Source organism: Anaerolineales bacterium (assembly GCA_030583885.1).
Lineage (GTDB): Bacteria > Chloroflexota > Anaerolineae > Anaerolineales > Villigracilaceae > Villigracilis.
Map to the genome: position 1 here is coordinate 2,900,519 of CP129480.1, position 18,919 is coordinate 2,919,437.

The 18,919-nt window shown below is 57.7% G+C and carries 18 protein-coding genes; 12 read left to right on the forward strand and 6 right to left on the reverse strand.

What is annotated here, in order from left to right:
• Positions 1 to 141: 141 nt before the first annotated feature.
• The 3 genes from QY332_14375 to QY332_14385 are packed head-to-tail and all read left to right on the forward strand — an operon-like array spanning position 142 to position 2,145.
• Positions 142 to 975, forward strand: a complete 834-nt coding sequence (locus QY332_14375) for a tRNA (adenine-N1)-methyltransferase (protein WKZ34802.1) — start codon at positions 142 to 144, stop codon at positions 973 to 975.
• Positions 976 to 987: 12 nt separating this feature from the next.
• Positions 988 to 1,536, forward strand: coding sequence for a zinc ribbon domain-containing protein (locus QY332_14380; protein ID WKZ34803.1), 549 nt, complete (start codon positions 988 to 990; stop codon positions 1,534 to 1,536).
• A gap of 9 nt (positions 1,537 to 1,545) precedes the next feature.
• Positions 1,546 to 2,145 carry a CoA pyrophosphatase gene (locus QY332_14385; GenBank protein ID WKZ34804.1) on the forward strand — a complete coding sequence of 200 codons (600 nt, stop codon included), beginning with the start codon at positions 1,546 to 1,548 and terminating at the stop codon, positions 2,143 to 2,145.
• Positions 2,146 to 2,196: 51 nt separating this feature from the next.
• Here QY332_14385 and QY332_14390 read toward each other — a convergent pair whose 3' ends face one another.
• The 3 genes from QY332_14390 to QY332_14400 all read right to left on the reverse strand — a co-directional run bounded on the left by QY332_14390 (position 2,197) and on the right by QY332_14400 (position 4,252).
• A complete protein-coding gene (locus QY332_14390) occupies positions 2,197 to 2,865 on the reverse strand; it encodes a 50S ribosomal protein L25 (GenBank protein WKZ34805.1) in 669 nt (222 codons plus the stop codon).
• A gap of 97 nt (positions 2,866 to 2,962) precedes the next feature.
• Entirely contained in the window at positions 2,963 to 3,502 is a 540-nt protein-coding gene (locus QY332_14395; protein WKZ34806.1) for a hypothetical protein, read from the reverse strand.
• An 84-nt stretch (positions 3,503 to 3,586) separates the two neighbouring features.
• Complete coding sequence (locus QY332_14400) at positions 3,587 to 4,252, reverse strand: PHP domain-containing protein (protein WKZ34807.1); 666 nt, start codon at positions 4,250 to 4,252, stop codon at positions 3,587 to 3,589.
• Between the two features lie 60 nt (positions 4,253 to 4,312).
• On the opposite strand from QY332_14400, the gene QY332_14405 reads away from it, so the two are divergent.
• Genes QY332_14405 through QY332_14420 form a run of 4 tightly spaced genes read left to right on the forward strand, consistent with a single transcriptional unit; the run spans position 4,313 to position 8,654 of the window.
• Complete coding sequence (locus tag QY332_14405) at positions 4,313 to 5,722, forward strand: SPFH domain-containing protein (GenBank protein WKZ34808.1); 1,410 nt, start codon at positions 4,313 to 4,315, stop codon at positions 5,720 to 5,722.
• Positions 5,719 to 7,308, forward strand: coding sequence for a hypothetical protein (locus QY332_14410; protein ID WKZ34809.1), 1,590 nt, complete (start codon positions 5,719 to 5,721; stop codon positions 7,306 to 7,308). The genes QY332_14405 and QY332_14410 overlap by 4 nt, the downstream gene beginning before the upstream one ends.
• A gap of 8 nt (positions 7,309 to 7,316) precedes the next feature.
• Entirely contained in the window at positions 7,317 to 8,243 is a 927-nt protein-coding gene (locus QY332_14415; protein ID WKZ34810.1) for a pseudouridine-5'-phosphate glycosidase, read from the forward strand.
• A gap of 21 nt (positions 8,244 to 8,264) precedes the next feature.
• The gene (locus QY332_14420) at positions 8,265 to 8,654 is read left to right on the forward strand and encodes an SRPBCC family protein (protein WKZ34811.1); all 390 of its coding nucleotides are present in this window, start codon (positions 8,265 to 8,267) and stop codon (positions 8,652 to 8,654) included.
• Between the two features lie 22 nt (positions 8,655 to 8,676).
• Here QY332_14420 and QY332_14425 read toward each other — a convergent pair whose 3' ends face one another.
• A complete protein-coding gene (locus QY332_14425) occupies positions 8,677 to 9,159 on the reverse strand; it encodes a PaaI family thioesterase (GenBank protein ID WKZ34812.1) in 483 nt (160 codons plus the stop codon).
• A gap of 63 nt (positions 9,160 to 9,222) precedes the next feature.
• Positions 9,223 to 10,035 carry a hypothetical protein gene (locus QY332_14430; protein ID WKZ34813.1) on the reverse strand — a complete coding sequence of 271 codons (813 nt, stop codon included), beginning with the start codon at positions 10,033 to 10,035 and terminating at the stop codon, positions 9,223 to 9,225.
• Between the two features lie 135 nt (positions 10,036 to 10,170).
• Here QY332_14430 and QY332_14435 point away from each other — a divergent pair, with 135 nt between their 5' ends.
• The 5 genes from QY332_14435 to QY332_14455 all read left to right on the forward strand — a co-directional run bounded on the left by QY332_14435 (position 10,171) and on the right by QY332_14455 (position 17,262).
• On the forward strand, positions 10,171 to 11,001 hold the full coding sequence (locus QY332_14435; GenBank protein WKZ34814.1) for an isopentenyl phosphate kinase: 831 nt from the start codon (positions 10,171 to 10,173) through the stop codon (positions 10,999 to 11,001).
• Between the two features lie 95 nt (positions 11,002 to 11,096).
• Complete coding sequence (locus QY332_14440; GenBank protein ID WKZ34815.1) at positions 11,097 to 13,142, forward strand: formate--tetrahydrofolate ligase; 2,046 nt, start codon at positions 11,097 to 11,099, stop codon at positions 13,140 to 13,142.
• Between the two features lie 115 nt (positions 13,143 to 13,257).
• Positions 13,258 to 14,625 carry an amidase gene (locus QY332_14445; GenBank protein ID WKZ34816.1) on the forward strand — a complete coding sequence of 456 codons (1,368 nt, stop codon included), beginning with the start codon at positions 13,258 to 13,260 and terminating at the stop codon, positions 14,623 to 14,625.
• Positions 14,626 to 14,629: 4 nt separating this feature from the next.
• Positions 14,630 to 16,159 carry a hypothetical protein gene (locus QY332_14450; protein WKZ34817.1) on the forward strand — a complete coding sequence of 510 codons (1,530 nt, stop codon included), beginning with the start codon at positions 14,630 to 14,632 and terminating at the stop codon, positions 16,157 to 16,159.
• Positions 16,156 to 17,262, forward strand: a complete 1,107-nt coding sequence (locus QY332_14455; protein WKZ34818.1) for an acyltransferase — start codon at positions 16,156 to 16,158, stop codon at positions 17,260 to 17,262. Before QY332_14450 ends, QY332_14455 begins: the two co-directional genes overlap by 4 nt.
• A 48-nt stretch (positions 17,263 to 17,310) precedes the next feature.
• Here the strand turns inward: QY332_14455 and QY332_14460 are convergent, their stop codons facing one another.
• Positions 17,311 to 18,918 (reverse strand): SUMF1/EgtB/PvdO family nonheme iron enzyme, encoded by a 1,608-nt coding sequence (locus QY332_14460; GenBank protein ID WKZ34819.1) that lies wholly within the window; start codon positions 18,916 to 18,918, stop codon positions 17,311 to 17,313.
• Between the last annotated feature and the right edge of the window lies 1 nt (position 18,919).

An 18,919-nucleotide genomic window follows, 5' to 3' on the forward strand; every position in this document is an offset into this window, starting at 1 on the left:
CTAAAACACAAAACCACCAAGAAACCTTTGAGTCTTCGAGCCTTCGTGGCTTCGCGGTCTATGAAGAAAGCCCATCCTTTTCGTCACTCTCCAGACTCCTGAACAAACGCACGCAAGGCAGGAACAGGTACAATATCCGGCATGAACTATTCATCCACAGCGCGGGAAGGCGACCTCGCCCAACTGGTCGGGCTTACGCACAAACATTTTATCTTTATCCTCAAGACAGGCGGCGATTTTCAAAGTCATCGCGGCGTGCTCAAGCATGACGACCTGATCGGCAAGCCCTGGGGATCGCAGGTCTTCAGCCACACGGGAGCGCCCTTCTTTTTATTGCAGCCTTCCATGGCGGACCTGATCAACGAACTGCCGCGCACCACGCAAATCCTGTACCCGAAAGATATAGGCTACATCCTGATCCAGATGGGTATCGCGCCCGGCCAAACCGTGATGGAGGCCGGCACAGGTTCCGGCGGAATGACCGTGGCGCTCGCAACCGCTGTCGGCGCGGAGGGAAAGGTTATCTCGTACGAACAAAAGACGGATGTGCAGAATCTGGCCCGCAAGAATCTCGAACGCGTGGGGCTCGCTTCGCGTGTGACCTTCAAATTGCGCGACATCCAGGAGGGATTCGACGAAACCGACGCAGATGCCTTCTTCCTCGATGTACAGAATCCGTACGACTACATGCCACAGGTGCGCAATGCGCTTAAGCCCGGCGGATTTTTCTCAACCCTGATCCCCACCTTCAACCAGGTGGAAAAGACCCTCAACGCCCTGCGCAAGCAAAAATTTGCGTTTGTCGAGGTCTGCGAACTGCTGCTCCGATATTACAAACCCAACCCCACCCGCCTGCGCCCAGCGGACCGCATGGTGGCCCATACCGGCTTCCTGATATTTGCCAGAAAGATAGAGCCCAGTCTTGACCCGCGGGCTGTGGAACTGGCGAACGAAGCCGGCCTGGATGCGGACTAACAGGAGGCATGCATGTTTCGCCGTCGCGCTCAGAGACTCCTTCGCAGGATCGCCGGACCGCGTGCCCCGCGCATGGTTCAGCAGGCAAACCGCATGCTGGCGGTGGGTGACCATGCACAAGCCGCTCTCATTTTCATCGAACTTGCCCAGGAAGCGCAGGAACATTTTCCGCAGCGTGCCCCCTTCTTGTACATGCAGGCCGGGCGTGCCGCCATCCTTGGCGGTCAGGTCCAAACAGGGATCGCCCACATCCGCCGTGGGCTGGTCATACTTGCAGACCAGCATCGTTTTTCACGCATGCAGATCCTCGGTGCGCACATCCTCGAAGAACTGCAGGGGCGCGGCTTGCATGCGGAAGCGCAGGAGATCGAAGGCCTGTTGCAAGGCAACCTTCCAGGCGCCGGCTCACCCGAACCCCCCGCCCCAAAAAGAAATGTCCCGTTCCTGCCCACCCATTGCCCGTCCTGCGGCGCGGTCGCCAAGCCGCGCGAAATGGAATGGCTGGATGAACATACTGCGGAATGCGCCTATTGCGGCAGCCCCCTGCGCGCAGCATCCTGACCCTCGAACATGCTCCCACTGACCGCTGAATACATTTCCCAAAAATTGCGCGAAGCACAGGTGGATTCAATCATCTCACAGGAGTACGCTGAAATGGCGGTGAAGCCGGAGACCCGCCTGAAATGCGCCGCGGTGCTCGTACCGTTGACACACTACAAAGACGAGTGGCACATGCTCTTCACGCGCCGCACGGACCGCGTCGAATCACACAAGGGACAGGTCTCCTTCCCCGGCGGCGCATGTGAGGCTGACGAGACCACGCCCGAACAAACCGCCTTGCGTGAAGCCGAGGAGGAAATCGGCATGCACCCCGCCGATGTACAGGTCATCGGGAGGCTCAGCCGAATGGTAACTGTCAGCAGTTTTCGGGTGAGCCCGATCGTGGGCGTCATCCCCTGGCCGTATGCCTTTCGAGTGGCGGGGGTTGAAGTGGCGCGCGTCTTCACCATTCCCTTGTTGTGGCTCGCCAATCGTAACAATTACTGGGAGTTTTCCCTGCGCGAATCAGACCGCTCCCTGATCGCCTACCATCCCTACGACGGGGAATTGCTCTGGGGCGCAACCGCGAGAATGACCGTGAATTTTCTGAAAACGCTCGATCTCATATGAAAAATCCGCCATCTTTCGATGGCGGATTTTTCATATGCACAAAAAAGCGGCTTACTTCTCTTCGCTTTCTTCATCCTTCTTACCACGTTCCACACTGAGCTCGGGGGCTGCGCCTTCCGCGGCAACAACTTCAACAGCGGGTGTTACAACGGCTTCTTCCACCTTCTCGGCAGTGACCACGGCGACCATTTCGTCCTGGTCATTCAAAACGACAATCTTATCCGAAAGGGCGACGTCGACATCGCGCACGCGGATTCCGTCGCCGATCTGCTTGAGGATGGAAATATCCACGGTGATGCGCTCGGGCAGGTCGGTGGGCAGACATTCCACTTCAAGTTTTTCAAGGTTTTTCACCAGCACGCCGTTGTAATCCTTCACGGCGGGGGAAATACCCACAAAATGAACACTCACAGTGGCGCGGATATTCTCTTTGAGATCGACAGCCAGGAAATCCACATGGGTAAGATTGCCCTTGATGTAATTGCGCTGCCGTTCGCGCACAAGTGTGGGGTATTCCTTGCCGTCCAGTTCAATCGTCACCAGAGTGGACGAGGTCAACTTGTTCATGATCAAGCCGGTGCTGTGCGCCTCCAGCGAGATCGAGATCGGCTCCAAATGACGCCCATAGATCACCGCGGGCAGCTGCCCTGCGCGCCGCAGGGCTTTGACCTGCTTGCCGACAACGTCACGTCTTACAGCCTTCAATACAACTTTATCCATCTTTACTCCTCGGGCGCCTCTCACCGTGCGGTTCACGGTTACCTTCACCCTGTGAAATGATTTTCTGCAAGCGGAACCACTCCGCTGAACATTCTCTTTATTTTTTTCCGAACAACATGCGGCCCAACAGAAGCATGATTCCCGCAAACAAACCGCCAACCATGCCGGTGATCAACGCGCCGCGCGTATCAATCACGGTGGACACATCCCCTTCCACTCTGCGCGATAAAAGGATAATGGACCCGATCCGTTCGCCGCGGACCTCACGTCCCACCACGAGACCTGCATACGCCTTGCCGAATTCCACGCGTCCCGCCACGACTGCGCCTGCCAGCCCATGGATCGACATGGCCTCCGCCTGAACCGCTCCCACCATCCCGCTGTGGAGCGTGGCAGTCCCTGCCTCCACAGTCCCCAGCATGGATTGACGCGCCGTCATTTGTTTTGCAGTGACCGCACCGGCTGCGCTCAGGTTCATCTCCACATCCTCCGAGGTGACCGTGCCGGCTGAACTCTGGTGCATGCGAACCAGTTCAGCCTCAACCTTGTCCACGTCCACCTGCGAAAGATTGGCCACCTGCGGCTGTTCGGGCGCCTTGGGTTCCTTGGGTGCTTTGACTGCTTTTCTTGGGGTCATTTCTCACCTCCGCAGAAAACGCGCCTCCTCACGGAGGCGCAACAATGGGGACGGTTTGGATTCTATTCGTTTGAGCAGGTTTCGTCAAGGCGGGCCGGGGGGCTGGAACTTCCTTCGGATGGACGCATATCGTGATGCGAGGTGAAACCACGGCGGCGACCATCTGACCTTGTACCTTGCCTCGCGAATCGCCATGCGCAGCCCCTGCGGACCTTCAAACTGGTCCAGCAACATAAGCGACCTCCCCACCTCAAATGCGGCATGCGCATCCGAGCCGACAGTACCGGCCAGGCCGTGTCTGATCGCAAACTCGCGCGCGCGGCGGTTGAAATGCGGCAGGATGCAACGCGAGTTGTAGATTTCGATGGCATCCACATGCGGCAGGATCTCGAGCAGGTCCTTTTCCCGCCAGCCGCCCTTTCTTAATTCATCAAACGGATGCGAGACACTGATGAACGCACCCTGCTCCTTCAGGCGTTGGATGGTTTCCGCGGGGGTGAGATGCGCAGGGATGCGCTCCTGTACAAAGGCCGCCAGGATCTCCCCCCGCGTGGTCATGATCTCCTCGCCAACAATGACCAGCTGCGGGTCCAGGAGCTGAGCCGCGCGTGCGCCCGCAATGGAGTTATGGTCGGTGATAACGAGGCGGTCAATCCCCCTGCGGCGCGCCGCCCGAATCAAATCCTGCGGGCGCGTGAGGGAATCCTGCGAGGCGTTCGTATGACAGTGAAATTCGAGGGAAATCGGCATGGGTTAATTCTACCAACTCGTTTGCCGAATTAACCCTTTTTGCTTTAGAATCAAAGCCATATGATGCGAATAGCCTTCAATGGAATCGGCTCCGTTCTGCGAACCCCCGTCGGCATCATCCTGCTTACGACAGCCGTCTGGCATGGCGTCTTATGGGGAATGGAAATCCCATTTAATCCGTTTACAAGCGTCTTGATTTTCATGGTGGACATTGCAATTGCCCTTTTTCTGCTGGACCGATTAATTTATTTCTTTTCGCAATTCGTGCTCCCGATCCAAAAACCAAGGGACAGGCAGGAAATCTATTCGCGGGTAAAGATATTCGAGACGGGCAGGCGCGGACCCACGCTGTTTGTAAAGAACGGAAACGTGATCAAGCATGAGGGCGAGGCGGACAAACGCGGCCCCGGTGTGATCGTCCTGGATACCGCCAGTGCGGTCGTTCTGCGGACGGATGTTGAGATCAAAAGCACGGTGGGTCCCGGAATAAAATTTACCGAAGGGGATGAATATGTGGCGGGCAGTGTTGACCTGCGCGCACAGTGGCAGTTCATCGGTCCGCTGGCGAACGAACAGGCGTCCGTCAACCGCAGAAATTCCAGGCCCGCTCAGGAAAAACGCAGCCACGACACCAGCGACACCAGCGGGTTGACGCGCGACGGGTTTGAAGTCTCTCCGACGATCAGCATCAAGTTCAGCATCAAACGCCCGATTGACAACAGGCCGAGCGAAAGCGGCGTGACCTCCCAGTATGGGTACGACCCGGCCGCCGTCCGCAATGCCGTCACGCGCGAAGTGATCCGGCACGGCGCGGCGGACAACAGCAAGTCGCGCATGGATTGGAACAACCTGCCTGCGCACCTGGTGGTAAACATCTGGCGCGAGTACATCCGTAAATTCAAAATGGACGAGCTTTTCACTGCGCAGGAAAATGAGATCAGCAAGTTACAAACCATCGAGGATATGATCAACAAGCGCGTACGGCAAAGCAATGCAATGGCGCTGGATGATACGGGACTGCCCAGCGGGGAATGGGTCGAAAGCCTGGAGTACAAACAACTGCAGGCGCGGGGTCTCGAGATCCTGGAGGTGCGCATCCATAATGTGCTCTTCGACCCGTCCATCGAGGAACAGCAGATCCAGCAATGGAACGCGGAATGGATGAAACTCGCCGTGCAGGAGGAAAAATTCCTGAATGAAAAGGAAGCCCTGATCGAAACCGCCGCCCGCGACGAATCATGCAGGAACTTTGCGAGGATCGTTTCACAGAAATTCGACAACCCCCTTGCGCCGATGCAGGATACGTTCACGACCCTCAGGGATTTGGTCGAGCCGCTCAAGGAATCCATCCTTGCCGAAAGCGCTGCAAACGACGAACGCGAAATGGAGATCAGGAAACTCGACGAGATCTGGAGATGGGTGCTGGACAACAGCCTGGACGCATCCAACGGGCAGGGCGGGAGCGGATGATGAGAAGACCCCGCCGGCAACGCGACGATATCGCCTCCCTGCTCTTCGGTTTGACCGATAAGAGTGTTGCCTTCCGGAAGCGCTGGCGCATGCTCGCAGGCGCAGCCGCCTGGTTCATCCTGAGCGGCGTCACCATGACGCTGACCTTTTTTGACGTGCAGGAACCCAGGCAGCGCGTCGTCATCGTCGTCATGAGCTTTCTCAAATACATCCCCCTGCTCTTTGTGGCCTACACGCTTGCCCGCCACATGGCCGCGCATTACCTCGACGATATTTTTGAGCTGCAGGACGAATCCCTCGCCACTGACTTCCTCGAGGAGGTTGCCTTCGGGGAAGGCCATGAATTCATCACCATCAAGGAAGGCCGCATTCCAGAAAGCGACGAAAGATCGCCCCTGATCCTGATCGGCGGACCGGGGCAGATCCAGGTCAACCTTGACAGCGTGGCATTGCTCGAAAAACTGGACGGCGAGCCGGAGGTCATTTACCCGCGCGGCATGCCGTGGAAGCTCGGCAGGTTCGAGCGCATCCGCGAGATCGGCAGGCATGATGAAGTCGGGAAACGCGAGTATGCCATCATCAACCTGCGCGACCAGTTCATCAGCGGACTGACCGTAAAGGCCCGCACCAAGGACGGCATCCCGATCGAGGCACAGGATATCAAAGTCATCTTCAGCATCCTGCGCAGGAACAATGCGGACGATGAAGAAAGCGATGCCTTCCTGTTCGACGAGCGCGCCGTGCAGGCACTGGTCTATAACCAGACCACCATCTCCCCGCAACCGTCCACTCCGTCGGGGGCTAATTTCCCGTGGGACACGACCGTCGTGCCGCTCGTCAAATCTGAACTGGAAAAATTGATCACCTCGCACACCCTCAGCGAAATCCTCGCCAGTATCAGCCAAAAGGAAATGGACCAGGTTGCCAGCAATGAAAATACCATTGCCCAAATGCGGGTGGAACTGACGGGACAGCATGCCCTGCCAAACGCGCCGAAGGAATCCCACGCACCCAATTTTGAAACGCGCTCCAAGATCACCTCGCAATTCTTCCTGCCGGGCTTCAGGCAAAAAGCGGCCCGACTGGGCGTATCCATTGAATGGATCGACGTCGGCACCTGGCAGCCGACTTCCGGCGTCATCATGGAGAAATACAAACAAGCCTGGAACCTTATGCGCGAGAATGCAAAGCGGCGTGAAAGCGTGGAACACTCGGGGAAAAAACATGAGACAAAGGAATTCATGCAGCTGGTGAAAAACGTTGTCATCGCAAATTACGAAAAGACCGCCGAATCACGCAAGATCTCGGAAAAGGAAATGCAGGAACTGGAAGGTCTCATTGCCGCCAATCCGAATGTTGTCGCCAATCCGCAGCAATTTTTACGCCAGTTCACCCAACCATCCTCCGGCAAAAGGGACCCGCGCGCCATTGCGCTGGAGATCCTGAAGGCCATCCGCAAGGAACTGCTGGCCGCAAAAGTGCTCATCGAAAAGGAAACCCGTTCCCCCATTGAAAAGCAGGTCGAACTCGCAAAGATCAACAAGGCGCTGAGCGACATTTCGCGGCACACCGCCCACTACCTATAGGAAACCCATTGAAACATCCCAACGTTCAACTCTCCCTTGAAATCACGCGCGCGCTCGGCATGGGCGCGCCGGTCGTCGCACTCGAATCCACCGTCATCACGCACGGGCTGCCCCGCCCGCAAAACTATGAACTTGCACGGGACATGGAAAAACAGGTGCGCGACAACGGCGCGACTCCCGCCACGATCGCATTGCTGGATGGAAAAATCCGCATCGGGCTCTCGAATGACGAACTGGTGCGGCTTTCTGATTCAGAGTCCCCGCTGAAAGTCAGCCACCGCGACTTCGCCGCCGCCATCCTCAACAAGGCGGACGGCGGAACCACCGTGGCGGGGACGATGTTCGCCGCGAACATGGCCGGCATCAAGGTCTTTGCCACCGGCGGGATCGGGGGCGTGCACAAGGAATCGCCGTTTGACATTTCCACCGACCTGCATTCACTGGCAGAGGTGCCCACCATCGTTGTCTGCGCCGGCGCAAAAGCCATTCTGGACCTGCCTGCCACGCTGGAATATCTTGAAACCATGGGCGTGCCGGTCATCGGCTATCGAACCAATGAATTCCCTGCGTTCTACTCCCGTGAGAGCGGACTGGGCGTAAGTACCCGCCTGGACTCCGCCAGGGAAATTGCCGAGTTTGCCAAGGCGCACTGGAACCTGGGCATGAGGAGCGGGATCCTCGTGGCGAATCCAATTCCGGAAACAGATGCAATTCCCAGGTCCGTGATGGAACCGATCATCGCCAGGGCGTCCGCGGAAGCCGTCAAGCAGGGGGTTCACGGGCAGAAGCTGACCCCCTTCCTGCTCTCGCTCATCAATGAATTGACCGGGGGGAAATCCCTGAAAGCCAACCTGGCCCTGTTGTTGAACAATGCGCGTCTCGCTGCTGAAATTGCCGGGGAAGTGTCCGTCAAAAAACAGGAATGGGCAATGTAGCAATGCCCAAATGGATGAATCATGAAAAACGAATTTAAAATTTCCGAAACGTTCAACGCCAGCGCCGAAACAATATACAGGGCCTGGCTATCCACCGAGGGACATACGTCCATGACGGGCAGTCCCGCCAAAATGAACGGCACGTTGAACGGCGATTTCACCGCCTGGGATGGCTACATCTGGGGAATGATCCTGGAATTGCAGGAGAATAGGAAGATCGTGCAAGCCTGGCGCACGGGGGAATTCCCCGAAAACGCCGAAGACTCGCATGTGGAAGTTTTATTCGAGGAGGCGAATGGCACAACGAAGATCACGATCAGCCACTCGAACATCCCCGAGGGCCAGATGGAGAATTACAGGCAGGGCTGGGAGGATTTCTACTTCAAACCGATGAAGGAGTATTTTGGATAACGCGTTTGGATGGCACGGCGGATCATTTCTTTAGCAATTCAGTGACCATCTCCTCCGGCACCTGCACTGCCACCACCTCGCCTTTCACCGTAATTTCCCCGTGTACCATAATCCATTCTTCGATCACAACCTTGCGCCCCTTCACCTCCTTCACCCGGGCACGGATCTCGAGCGTGGGACCCAAGGGCGTGGGCTTGAGATAATCCACATGCAGGGAGGCGGTCAGATAGCGCAGGGGCGGCGCGCTGTCCATGGCGCGGTTTTCGGCGCGGTATCCCGCCGCCGCGGCCGTACCCGTGCCGTGACAATCGATCAATGAAGCCAGCAAACCGCCGTAGACGTAACCGGGAATGGCCGTGTGATACGGCTTTGGCTGGAAGTGACAGACGGATTCATCGCCGTCCCAGTAACTTTTGATCTGATGGCCCAGCTCGTTCCTACTGCCGCAGCCGTAACAATGCGCAAAGTATTCGGGATAGAAATCCTGGAATGCCTTCTTGGTCATGATCATTCACACCTTTGAGTTGAAATAACGGCAGGCGGCCCATGATGAGGCCCGCTTTGAAGGTTAGGGGGTTGAAGTGATTGTTGGCGTGCTCGTTGGGGTGGGAGTCACAAGTTCGCCGAGCACCACGAAGCGCCCGACCACCTTCCAATCATAGCCCATAAAGATGACCACTTCGTATTCACCCGCCAGCCAGCCGCCGATGGGATCGGTGCATTCGGTATACCCGCCGATGCCGCCGGTGCCCCACTCGGGCTTCCAGGGTTCGGTCTCATAACAGATCAACTGCCTGTTACGGTACCAGAGCGCCGACCATTGCACGCCGGGCAGGGTGTTGTTGTAATCGAACCCGCCGTACATCGTGTCGATGGGCAGTTCGAACACGGTGCGGGGATTGACCGGATTGACCCCGTCGAACTCGGTTGAGAACTGAATGGCGGTGAAGACCGCATCCGGGTTCGGCGTGACGGGTCCGGCGAACAGGGCTTCGATGGCAATCGGCAAAAAGGGCGTCAGGGTCAGGGTCGGCGTATCCGAGATCGAGGGTGTAAACGTAATGGTTGGCGGGACGGTGATCGTCGGCGTTAACGTTATGGTGGGGGTCAGGGTAATGGTGGGCGTGAGGGACGGCGTGGGGGAAGGCGGAAAATAGACATAGATCATCGGCTCGCCATAAAACGGAAGCCAGTAGGCGAACCCGGCCAGAAACAATGCAAGGAAAAACAGCCTCCAGGCAGTCATGTTATGCCGCCTGCGCAAGCTATAAAAGGATAACTTGCGCGCGGTCTGCATGGTGCGGACCGCCGCCCGCACGGAAAAATACGCGGCGACAAGGGCCAGAAGGGCAAGGGCGATCACACCTGCGCGAATATCCATGACGTGATTATACCCAGCACGGTCATAAATTGCGGTTTTTCAAAGCCGGGAAACCGCAATGTATGACCGTGGGCATTATATAGCATGCGCAAACCGGCAGTTCCTTTTTGGAGATTTTGTGTTAAAACTGCAGGTATGGCCAAGGAAATCGTGCTGCTAAAACTGGGCGGGTCGCTTATCACCGATAAGGACATCCCCTACACCCCAAGACCGGGCAAATTAAAAGAACTTGCCCTGGAGATCAAAACGGTTCTGGACTCCGACGCAAACCTGCAACTGATCCTGGGGCACGGTTCCGGCTCGTTCGGACACGTTGCCGCGAAGGAGCACGGCACGCGGGACGGCATCAAGCCCTCCCCCCCAGCCCCTCTTCCAGGGGGAGAGGAGAAGTACTGGAAGGGCTTCGCTGAAGTCCGCTTTCAGGCGGCGGAGTTGAACCGCCATGTGATGGAGACGCTCATCAACAACGGCGTGCCCGCTGTTTCCTTCCCGCCCTCCTCCTCCATGGTCTCGGATAACCGCAAAGTCATCCATCACAATATAATGGCTATACGCAAGGCATTGGAGGCAGACCTCCTGCCTGTTGTCTACGGCGATGTGGCCTTCGACGAAACGCTGGGCGGCACGATCCTTTCCACCGAGGATGTCTTTACCTTTCTGGTCGGGCAATTCGCCCCCTCACGCATCCTGCTGGCCGGCATCGAAGGCGGGGTCTGGGAGGATTTCCCAGCCAGGACCAGGCTGGTGAAGCAGATCCAATTGTCGGATTATGAAAGGATGCGCGCGGGGATCGGCGGCTCGGCCAGTACGGACGTGACCGGCGGCATGAAAGCCAAAGTGGAGGGAATGCTGGCATTGATCCAGGGTACGCAGGGGCTGACTGTACAAATCTTCTCAGCGGAGCAGGGCGGGAATTTGGCGCGCGCACTGCGCGGCGAGAACGTCGGCACGCTTTTAAACACCTGACACGCCAAAGATATGACGAAACACTCTTGCTTTTTTCATCATTTGTTAAGATAATAGGATGGTCTAGATTATATATAATTTCAAGGAGAGACTCTATGGCAACCAAGGCAAAATCCGCAAAGAAAATCACCAGAACAAAAGCAAAAGTAAAGGCCAGGAAGCAGTCGGCAAAAAAGGTGATCGCAAAGAGACGGGCGGTCATCAAGGCTGTGGCAAAAGGCGTTCCCGCCAAGTCAGCCTTCCAGCCGACCAAACTCAAACTGCTGCGCCCCGTACCCTCCGATATCGACATCGCGCAGGCCGCAAAACTCAAACCGATCCTGCAGATCGCCGCGGAACTCGGCATCCGTGAGAACGAGCTTGAGTCGTACGGACCCTACAAAGCCAAGATCAAACTTGAGATTTTGGAGCGCCTGAAGAACCGCCCGAACGGCAAATACATCGACGTGACCGCTATCACCCCCACGCCGCTCGGCGAAGGGAAGACCACCACCACGGTCGGTCTTGCGCAGGCGATGGGCGCGCATTTGAACAAAAAGGTCATCGCCGCCATCCGCCAGCCTTCGCAGGGACCGACCTTCGGCATCAAGGGCGGCGCCGCCGGCGGCGGCTATTCGCAGATCATCCCGATGGAGGATTTCAACCTGCACCTGACCGGCGACATCCACGCCATCACCGCGGCGCACAACCTGGTCTCCGCCGCGCTGGATGTGCGCGTGATGCATGAGAAGAGCCAGGACGACGAAAAGCTGTTCAACGCGCTCTGCCCGCTGGACAAAAAGGGCGGCCGCAAATTCTCCCCCACCATGCTGAGGCGCTTGAAGAAACTCGGCATCAACAAGACGAATCCCAACGACCTGACCCCCGAAGAACGCAGCCGCTTTGCGCGCCTCGACATCGACGAAGCCACCATCACCTGGCGGCGCGTGATCGACGTCAACGACCGCTTCCTGCGCGAGATCGAAGTCGGTTTGGGCAAGGATGAGGCCGGGCACAACCACCGTTCCGGCTACGACATCACCGTCGCATCCGAGATCATGGCCGTGCTGGCATTGACCAGCTCCCTCGAAGACATGCGCGAACGATTCGGACGCATGGTCGTCGCCACGAACAAACGCGGCGAAGCCGTCACCGCCGAAGACCTCGGCGTGGCCGGCGCAGTGACCGTGCTGATGAAGGACGCCATCAAGCCCAACCTGATGCAGACCCTGGAAGGCACGCCCGCCACCGTCCACGCCGGTCCGTTCGCCAACATCGCGCACGGACAGTCGTCGATCATTGCGGACAAGATCGCGCTCAAACTGGTCGGCAAGGACGGCTTCGTCATCACCGAATCCGGCTTCGGCGCGGACATCGGCATGGAGAAATTCTTCAACATCAAATGCCGCTACTCCGGGCTGATCCCGCAGGTGGTGGTGCTGGTTGCCACGATCCGCGCGCTCAAGATGCACGGCGGCGGACCGAAGGTGGTGGCCGGCAAACCGCTGGCTCATGAATATATCGAAGAGAACCTGGACCTGCTGCGCGCCGGCCTCTCAAACCTCGAACGCCATGTCCAGAATGCCTTGAAATTCGGCGTGAATGTGGTCGTGGCGGTCAACTCCTTTGCCACCGACAGCCCCGCCGAAGTGGAACTCGTCCGCGATGCCGCGCTGAAAATGGGCGCCATGGATGCGGTCGTCTCCACGCACTGGTCGGACGGCGGCAAGGGCGCGAAGGCGCTGGCGGAGGCGGTCGTCAAAGCCGCAGACCAGCCCAGCAATTTCAAGTTCCTGTATGACCTGGAAAGCACTTCCATCAAGGATAAGATCGCGACCATCGCGCGCGAGATCTACCGCGCCGACGGTGTGGACTACACCCCCGAAGCCGAGGCACAGATCGAACGTTACACCCGCCTCGGTTTCGACAACCTGCCGATGTGTATGGCAAAAACCCACCTGTCCTTCACCGACAATGCCGCCGCCAAGGGCGCGCCGACCGGCTTCCGCGTGCGCGTGCGCGAGATCCGCGCCTCGGCCGGGGCCGGCTTCCTCTACCCGATCCTCGGCGAAATGAGGACCATGCCCGGCCTGCCCACCCGCCCCGTCTTCTACGATGTGGACCTCGACCTGAAAACCGGCAAGGTACTCGGCCTGTTCTAGGGAACGGACCCCGCCTGACAATTCTGTGCAGGTCACGCTCTCCGCGTGACCTGCTTTTCAGTACTTTTTGCCTATGGGCTGATCCATTGAAATCCATATAATTAAGCGGATGAAGATGCAACCGGACCTCTCCATGATCATCCAGCGCGACCTGGTGAAGAGCAGGGAAAAAAACGCCTCAGACCTGGCGGAAACCTGCCGGCGGCAGATCGACAGACTCAACCCGCTGATCAACGCCTTCATTACGGTATTGCCCCCGCAAAAGGATCCTGCGCCGCCGCAAGGCAGTGCGCCGCTGTACGGCATCCCGATCGCGGTCAAGGACCTGTTCGATACAAAAGGCATCCGTACCACGAGCGGTTCAAAATTCTTCGCGGATAATGTCCCCGCGCAGGATGCCTTTGTGGTGGAAAAGATCAAGAAGGCGGGCGCAGTGATCATGGGCAAGACCAATACGCACGAGATCGCCCTCGGCGTGACCACCAACAACCCGCATTATGGCGCGTGCAAAAATCCCTGGGATGTTACCCGCACGCCCGGCGGTTCCTCCGGCGGGAGTGCGGCGGCGGTCGCCACGGGCATGTCGCTGGCCGCGCTGGGCACCGACACCGGCGGCTCGATCCGCATCCCGGCTGCATTATGCGGCGTGGTGGGACTCAAGCCCACCTACGGAAGGGTCAGCCTGCGCGGGATCCTGCCGCTCTCCTGGAACCTCGACCATGCGGGACCGATCACGCGCAAGGTGGAGGACGCGGCCGTGATGCTGCAGGTGATGGGCGGATATGACGAGCTGGACCCCGTTTCCATAAAGACCCTGCCCGGCGATTACTCCAGCCATTTGCAGGACCCCATGAAGGACCGCAAGATCGCGCTGGCTGTCGGGGGGTTCATCGAGGAAGTGACGGACCCGCAGATCCTGCAGGCCGTCCGCGCTGCGGCGCTGGTGCTGGAGGCGCAGGGCGTGACCCTCAGCGAAGTGAATGTGGACTTTCTGCGCGAAGCCGCGCTGGCGAACGGATTGATGACACAGGCGGACGGCGCGGCATTCCACCGTGAACGACTGAAGGAACACCCGGACTGGTTCGGCGCGGATGTGCGCCAGCGGCTGGAGGCCGGGGCGGCCTTTACCTCCAGCGAGTATGCGCTGGCAAGGCGCACGCAGAGCGAGATCAAGCGGCGCAGTGAACTGCTCTTCGAACAGTATGACGCGCTGCTGCTGCCCACCACGCCCATCGCCGCGCCGGTTCTGGAGGGAGAGGATGCCATCGAACGCGCGCGCATGTTGACGCGCTTCACCGCACCCTTTAACCTGACGGGCCTGCCCGCGCTCTCCGTGCCGTGCGGCTTCACCCGCGAGGGACTGCCCATCGGCCTGCAGATCGTCTCGCGCGCGTGGAATGAATCGGGGGTGTTGAGGGCCGGGTACAGCTACCAGCAGGCCACCGAGTGGCACACCATGAAACCCGAGATGGCCCTGTCCTGAAATTATGAAAAGGACGGGTGTGATCGCATGGGCCGTGCTGCGCCTGCCGCTGCTGGCAGGCGGGCTGTATCTGTTCCGCTTTCAGGTCGCCGCATGGATAGAAGATCAATTCGGGCTGGGCAACGCCACGATCTTTGCGGTGTACACTGCCAGCACGTTCGCCACGCGCCTGCTCCTGTACTTCGTTTGCGTCCTCGGGTTGACCTGCCTGTTCGGCCTGCTCAACAAATGGCTGGGCACGGGAAGCGGCGCGTATTTGCTGTTCGTGGCGGGGGCGTCGGCCGCAATTTATATTTCCCTCTCGTATCTACTATTAATTCCAGATGCCCTTTGGAGGACATTGCCGCTGGCCGCGCTTCTGGCGCTCAACACCCTGCCGCACGGCTGGCTGGCGGGGCGCATCCCCACGGGAGGATTGATGAATCTCGTCTGCCTCGCAGGGGTCGGGTGGATGGAGGCGTTTTTCCCGCAGGGCTATGCCGCCTGGCTGATGGACAAGGCCGGGGCGCGCGAGTCCGTCCGCAAATGGTCATGGCTGGGCGGCGTCCTGATCGCGCCGCTGTTCTGGGTCTTTCTGCTGACGCCCTTCGACAACCAGCGCATCCTGACGCTGGGCGAAAAACTGCACGCGGACGCGGCGGTGCGGAAGTTCGCGCAGGGGGAATACAACTGGATCGAGTTCAACACCGAACACGACCTGCTGTATGCCGTGGGGCGCGGGACGAATTTCCTGCTGGCCTTCGAGACGGAACGCGCGGCCCTGCCGGCGCGCAGGTCCACGACCAATATCGGTAAGATCCAAAGTTTTGCCTTCAACCCGCAGCGGCAGGAAATTTACGCCTACAAAGCCGATACACAGGAACTGCTGTATCTCGACGCGCTGACGCTCGAGACATTCCGCGCGGTGCCTGTGGCGGACCTGTCACCGGGGGACATATGGGTGAAATGGAACCCGTTGAACGACAGCATCTCCATCGCCTCCGAGGCGGATGTGGAGACCGGCACGCCCTTCGTGATGATCGAGCGCGCGAGCGGCGAGGTGAGCGCCTCCCTGCCCCTGCCGCTGATCCCCACCAACCTCGCCCTGCACACGGGCGTGCCGCGCCTGTATTTCAACTCCTTTCGGGATACCTACCTGGTCGCATGGGACATGGACAGCCACGAAGTGACCGTCCGCACGCAGACCAGCCCGCGGACGGACCGCCTGATCTACGCGCCGAATTCGAACGAGGTGCTGGTGGCTTCGCCGCTGGAGGGCGCCATCCTGCGTTACGATGCGGAGACGCTCGCGTATAAGGGCAGGATTCGGACCAGCCTCGGCGACCGCACGCTGACCATCGACTCCAAAAGGGACCTGCTGCTGGTCGGCAATTTCATCAACAACCGCCTGACGGTGATCGACATGTCCACCTACGAAACGGTCGCCAGCTTTTACCTCGGGCCCTGGATCCGCACCATCGCGCTGGATGAGGAACGCGGGGCGGCGTATGTCTCCACCGTGCGCGCACTGTTCCGCGTGGAGTATGCGCCATGAAGAATGAGGAGGCCCGTCGGTTTTACATCCCAGAGCTGGATGGGCTGCGTTTTTTTGCTTTTTTATTGGTTTTTATTCATAACGCGCCTTATGTAGAATCCAACCTGATCTGGAAAGCTCTTCATGAATATGGATGGATCGGGGTTGATCTATTTTTTTGCCTGTCAGCTTTTTTGATCACCAAGTTACTAGTTCTTGAACATCAACGTGCAGAAAGCATTAATATCAAAAGTTTCTATACAAGGCGGATACTACGAATTTGGCCATTATATTTTTTCTACGTGTTCACAGTCGGATTCTTCCAGAATTGGGAACCTGCTCTATTCTTGCAATTGCTCGGATTATCAACATTTTCTTTCAATGTCATTTTTCTATTTATCACAACAGGCCGGGTATTTGCGTTTGTGCATTTATGGTCAATCTCTTACGAAGAACAATTTTACGGTTTCATCCCATGGCTGCTTAGGTATTTAACTCGCAAAACTGAAAACGCCAAAATCAGGGTATTAACCCTGTTATTTATCCTTGGCAGTATTTTACGTTTTATATTCATATATCTTCAAGTCGATCACCCCGCAATCTACATACTTCCCATAACTCATTTTGAGTCTTTACTTTTCGGCACAGCATTAGGGCTTGGTTTATTAGACAAATTGCTGGCAAAGGCGCAAACCTGGATATTATTTATTACAGGAATATCATGCATTGGATTGGCAATGTTACTTCCATCCAATTATATAGTTAGCAACGCGTTGATGCTAACCTATCCATTATCAGCAGTTGGAATGTCGTTAATAATAACAGCAGCAATTAGTAATAATTCGTTACTCAAAAACATTCTTTCCAACAGTGTTATTACCCATCTCGGAAAAATTTCTTATGGTCTATATATCTTCCATATTATCGGCCTAATTCTTGCAGATTTTATCTGCAAGAATTTCTTTGGGTTTACATCTCAGCAATTCAATAAATATTCTATATTGACGTTTGCGCTTGGATTAAGTTTAACCTTGACGTTTTCACTTATATCCTACCGATTTATTGAAGCACCATTCTTGAAATTAAAAAAATATTTTACAAATACATTGTCTACCACCGCATAAATTTAAAGCCCCTGCCTTTATGGCAGGGGCTTTAAAGAAATTTTGTGGTTAACAGAAACCGGGCTTTATGCAAACACACCCACACTGGCCGTCCCATCCAAATGGGTAACTACACCCCGGGTCCACTGGAACGGGACAACTATTCGGTGTATCATCATCGCCGGGATCGTCACCGGGGATTTCCGGCGGCGAGCAGCCAATGAAGTTCACAGCCTGAACCACGCTGTCCACAATTGCATTGGGGTTCGGCACGCAGGCGCCGTCCAGGGGGAAAGTTCCGGCCGGGCACAAGCCGAAATTCACGCCGCTGCCGGGCGAGGCGGAACAGCACTGGGTGAGCGGGTCGTAGGTGGCGCCGGGCAGGCATTCCGTGCCGCTGGTGCCGCTGCCGTCCCATATGCAGGAATCGCCGACTTTATTGTAGTGCGGCGGGCAGGCTGAAGCACAGGAAACCGTATCCACGCAGGAGCCCTGCGCGGAGGCGGGACCGACGTCACCGGGCAGGCAGGTGAATTTGTCTTTGACGGCGGTCTGTTCGCCCGGAATGGCCGAACAACCCGGCACGTCATACGTCCAGGCATCCGGCGGGGTATCCCCAAGGTTGACGGATACGATGGTGTAGGGGGTGTAGGTCTGCCGGTTGCACAGCGGGCTTTGTGTAATGGAAACGGAATTGCACTTCACTTCGGGCGTGCAGTTCGCCTCCGCGCCATAGGGTCCCGTGCCGGCATATGCCAGGGTCTCGCACCACGGGGCAAATTGGGTCGGGTCCTCGACGATACAGCGGAAGCCGAGGTCCTCCTGGTTCGCTTCGGGGTCGAGCGAGAGGCGCTGCGCCAGAATGGACTGGTTGGCGGTCTTATCCTTGTAACTGCTGCCGCGCACCGAGCGTTTCTCGCCGAGTTCCGGTCCGAGCGGGTCGGCCACAGGGTTCTCCACGTTATAGAGCGGGCTGTACCAGTCCGCCACCCATTCGCGCACGTTGCCGGCCATGTCCCAGGCTTCGTAATAGCTCTGGCCATCCTGATACTGGTTGATAAAAGAGGTGCGGTTGCGGCAGGCGACGGAATTCAACAACACGCAGGCGGGCGAGTTATCGCCCCACGGGAAGATATTCCCCTCGGGACCGCGCGCGGTCTTCTCCCATTCGGCTTCGCTGGGCAGGCGTCCCTTCACGAAGGTGCAGTATTCGACCGCCTGGGTATGGGTCACCCCAGTCACCGGGAAGTTGATAAAGTGGTAATCGCCATACGTCGGGCTGTTCTTCGGATCGGGCGGGGAACATTCCCCCGTCTGCACGCACAAGGCGTACTGCTGGTTGGTGACCTCGGTGCTGTAGATCCAGAAGTCACTGACCACGATCTCGCGCTGCGGGTTATCCGGGAAATTCTGCCCCATGATGAAGGGTCCGCCCGGCACGGCGATCAGCACGGTGCCGTCCACATAGACATATTTGGAGCCCAATTCCATCGGCGGACCGGCAAGGTCCACGGTCTGGAGCGGGCCGGCCTCCGCGGTGGGGGTGGCATCCCCGGTAACAGGCACTTGATCACCCTCGGGCTGGCCTGACGCACCCGGCTGGGCGGGCGCGCCGCAGGCCAGCAGGATCAACGCAAAGACCGCCGTCAACGATGCAAGGTTTATGAATCGTTTCATT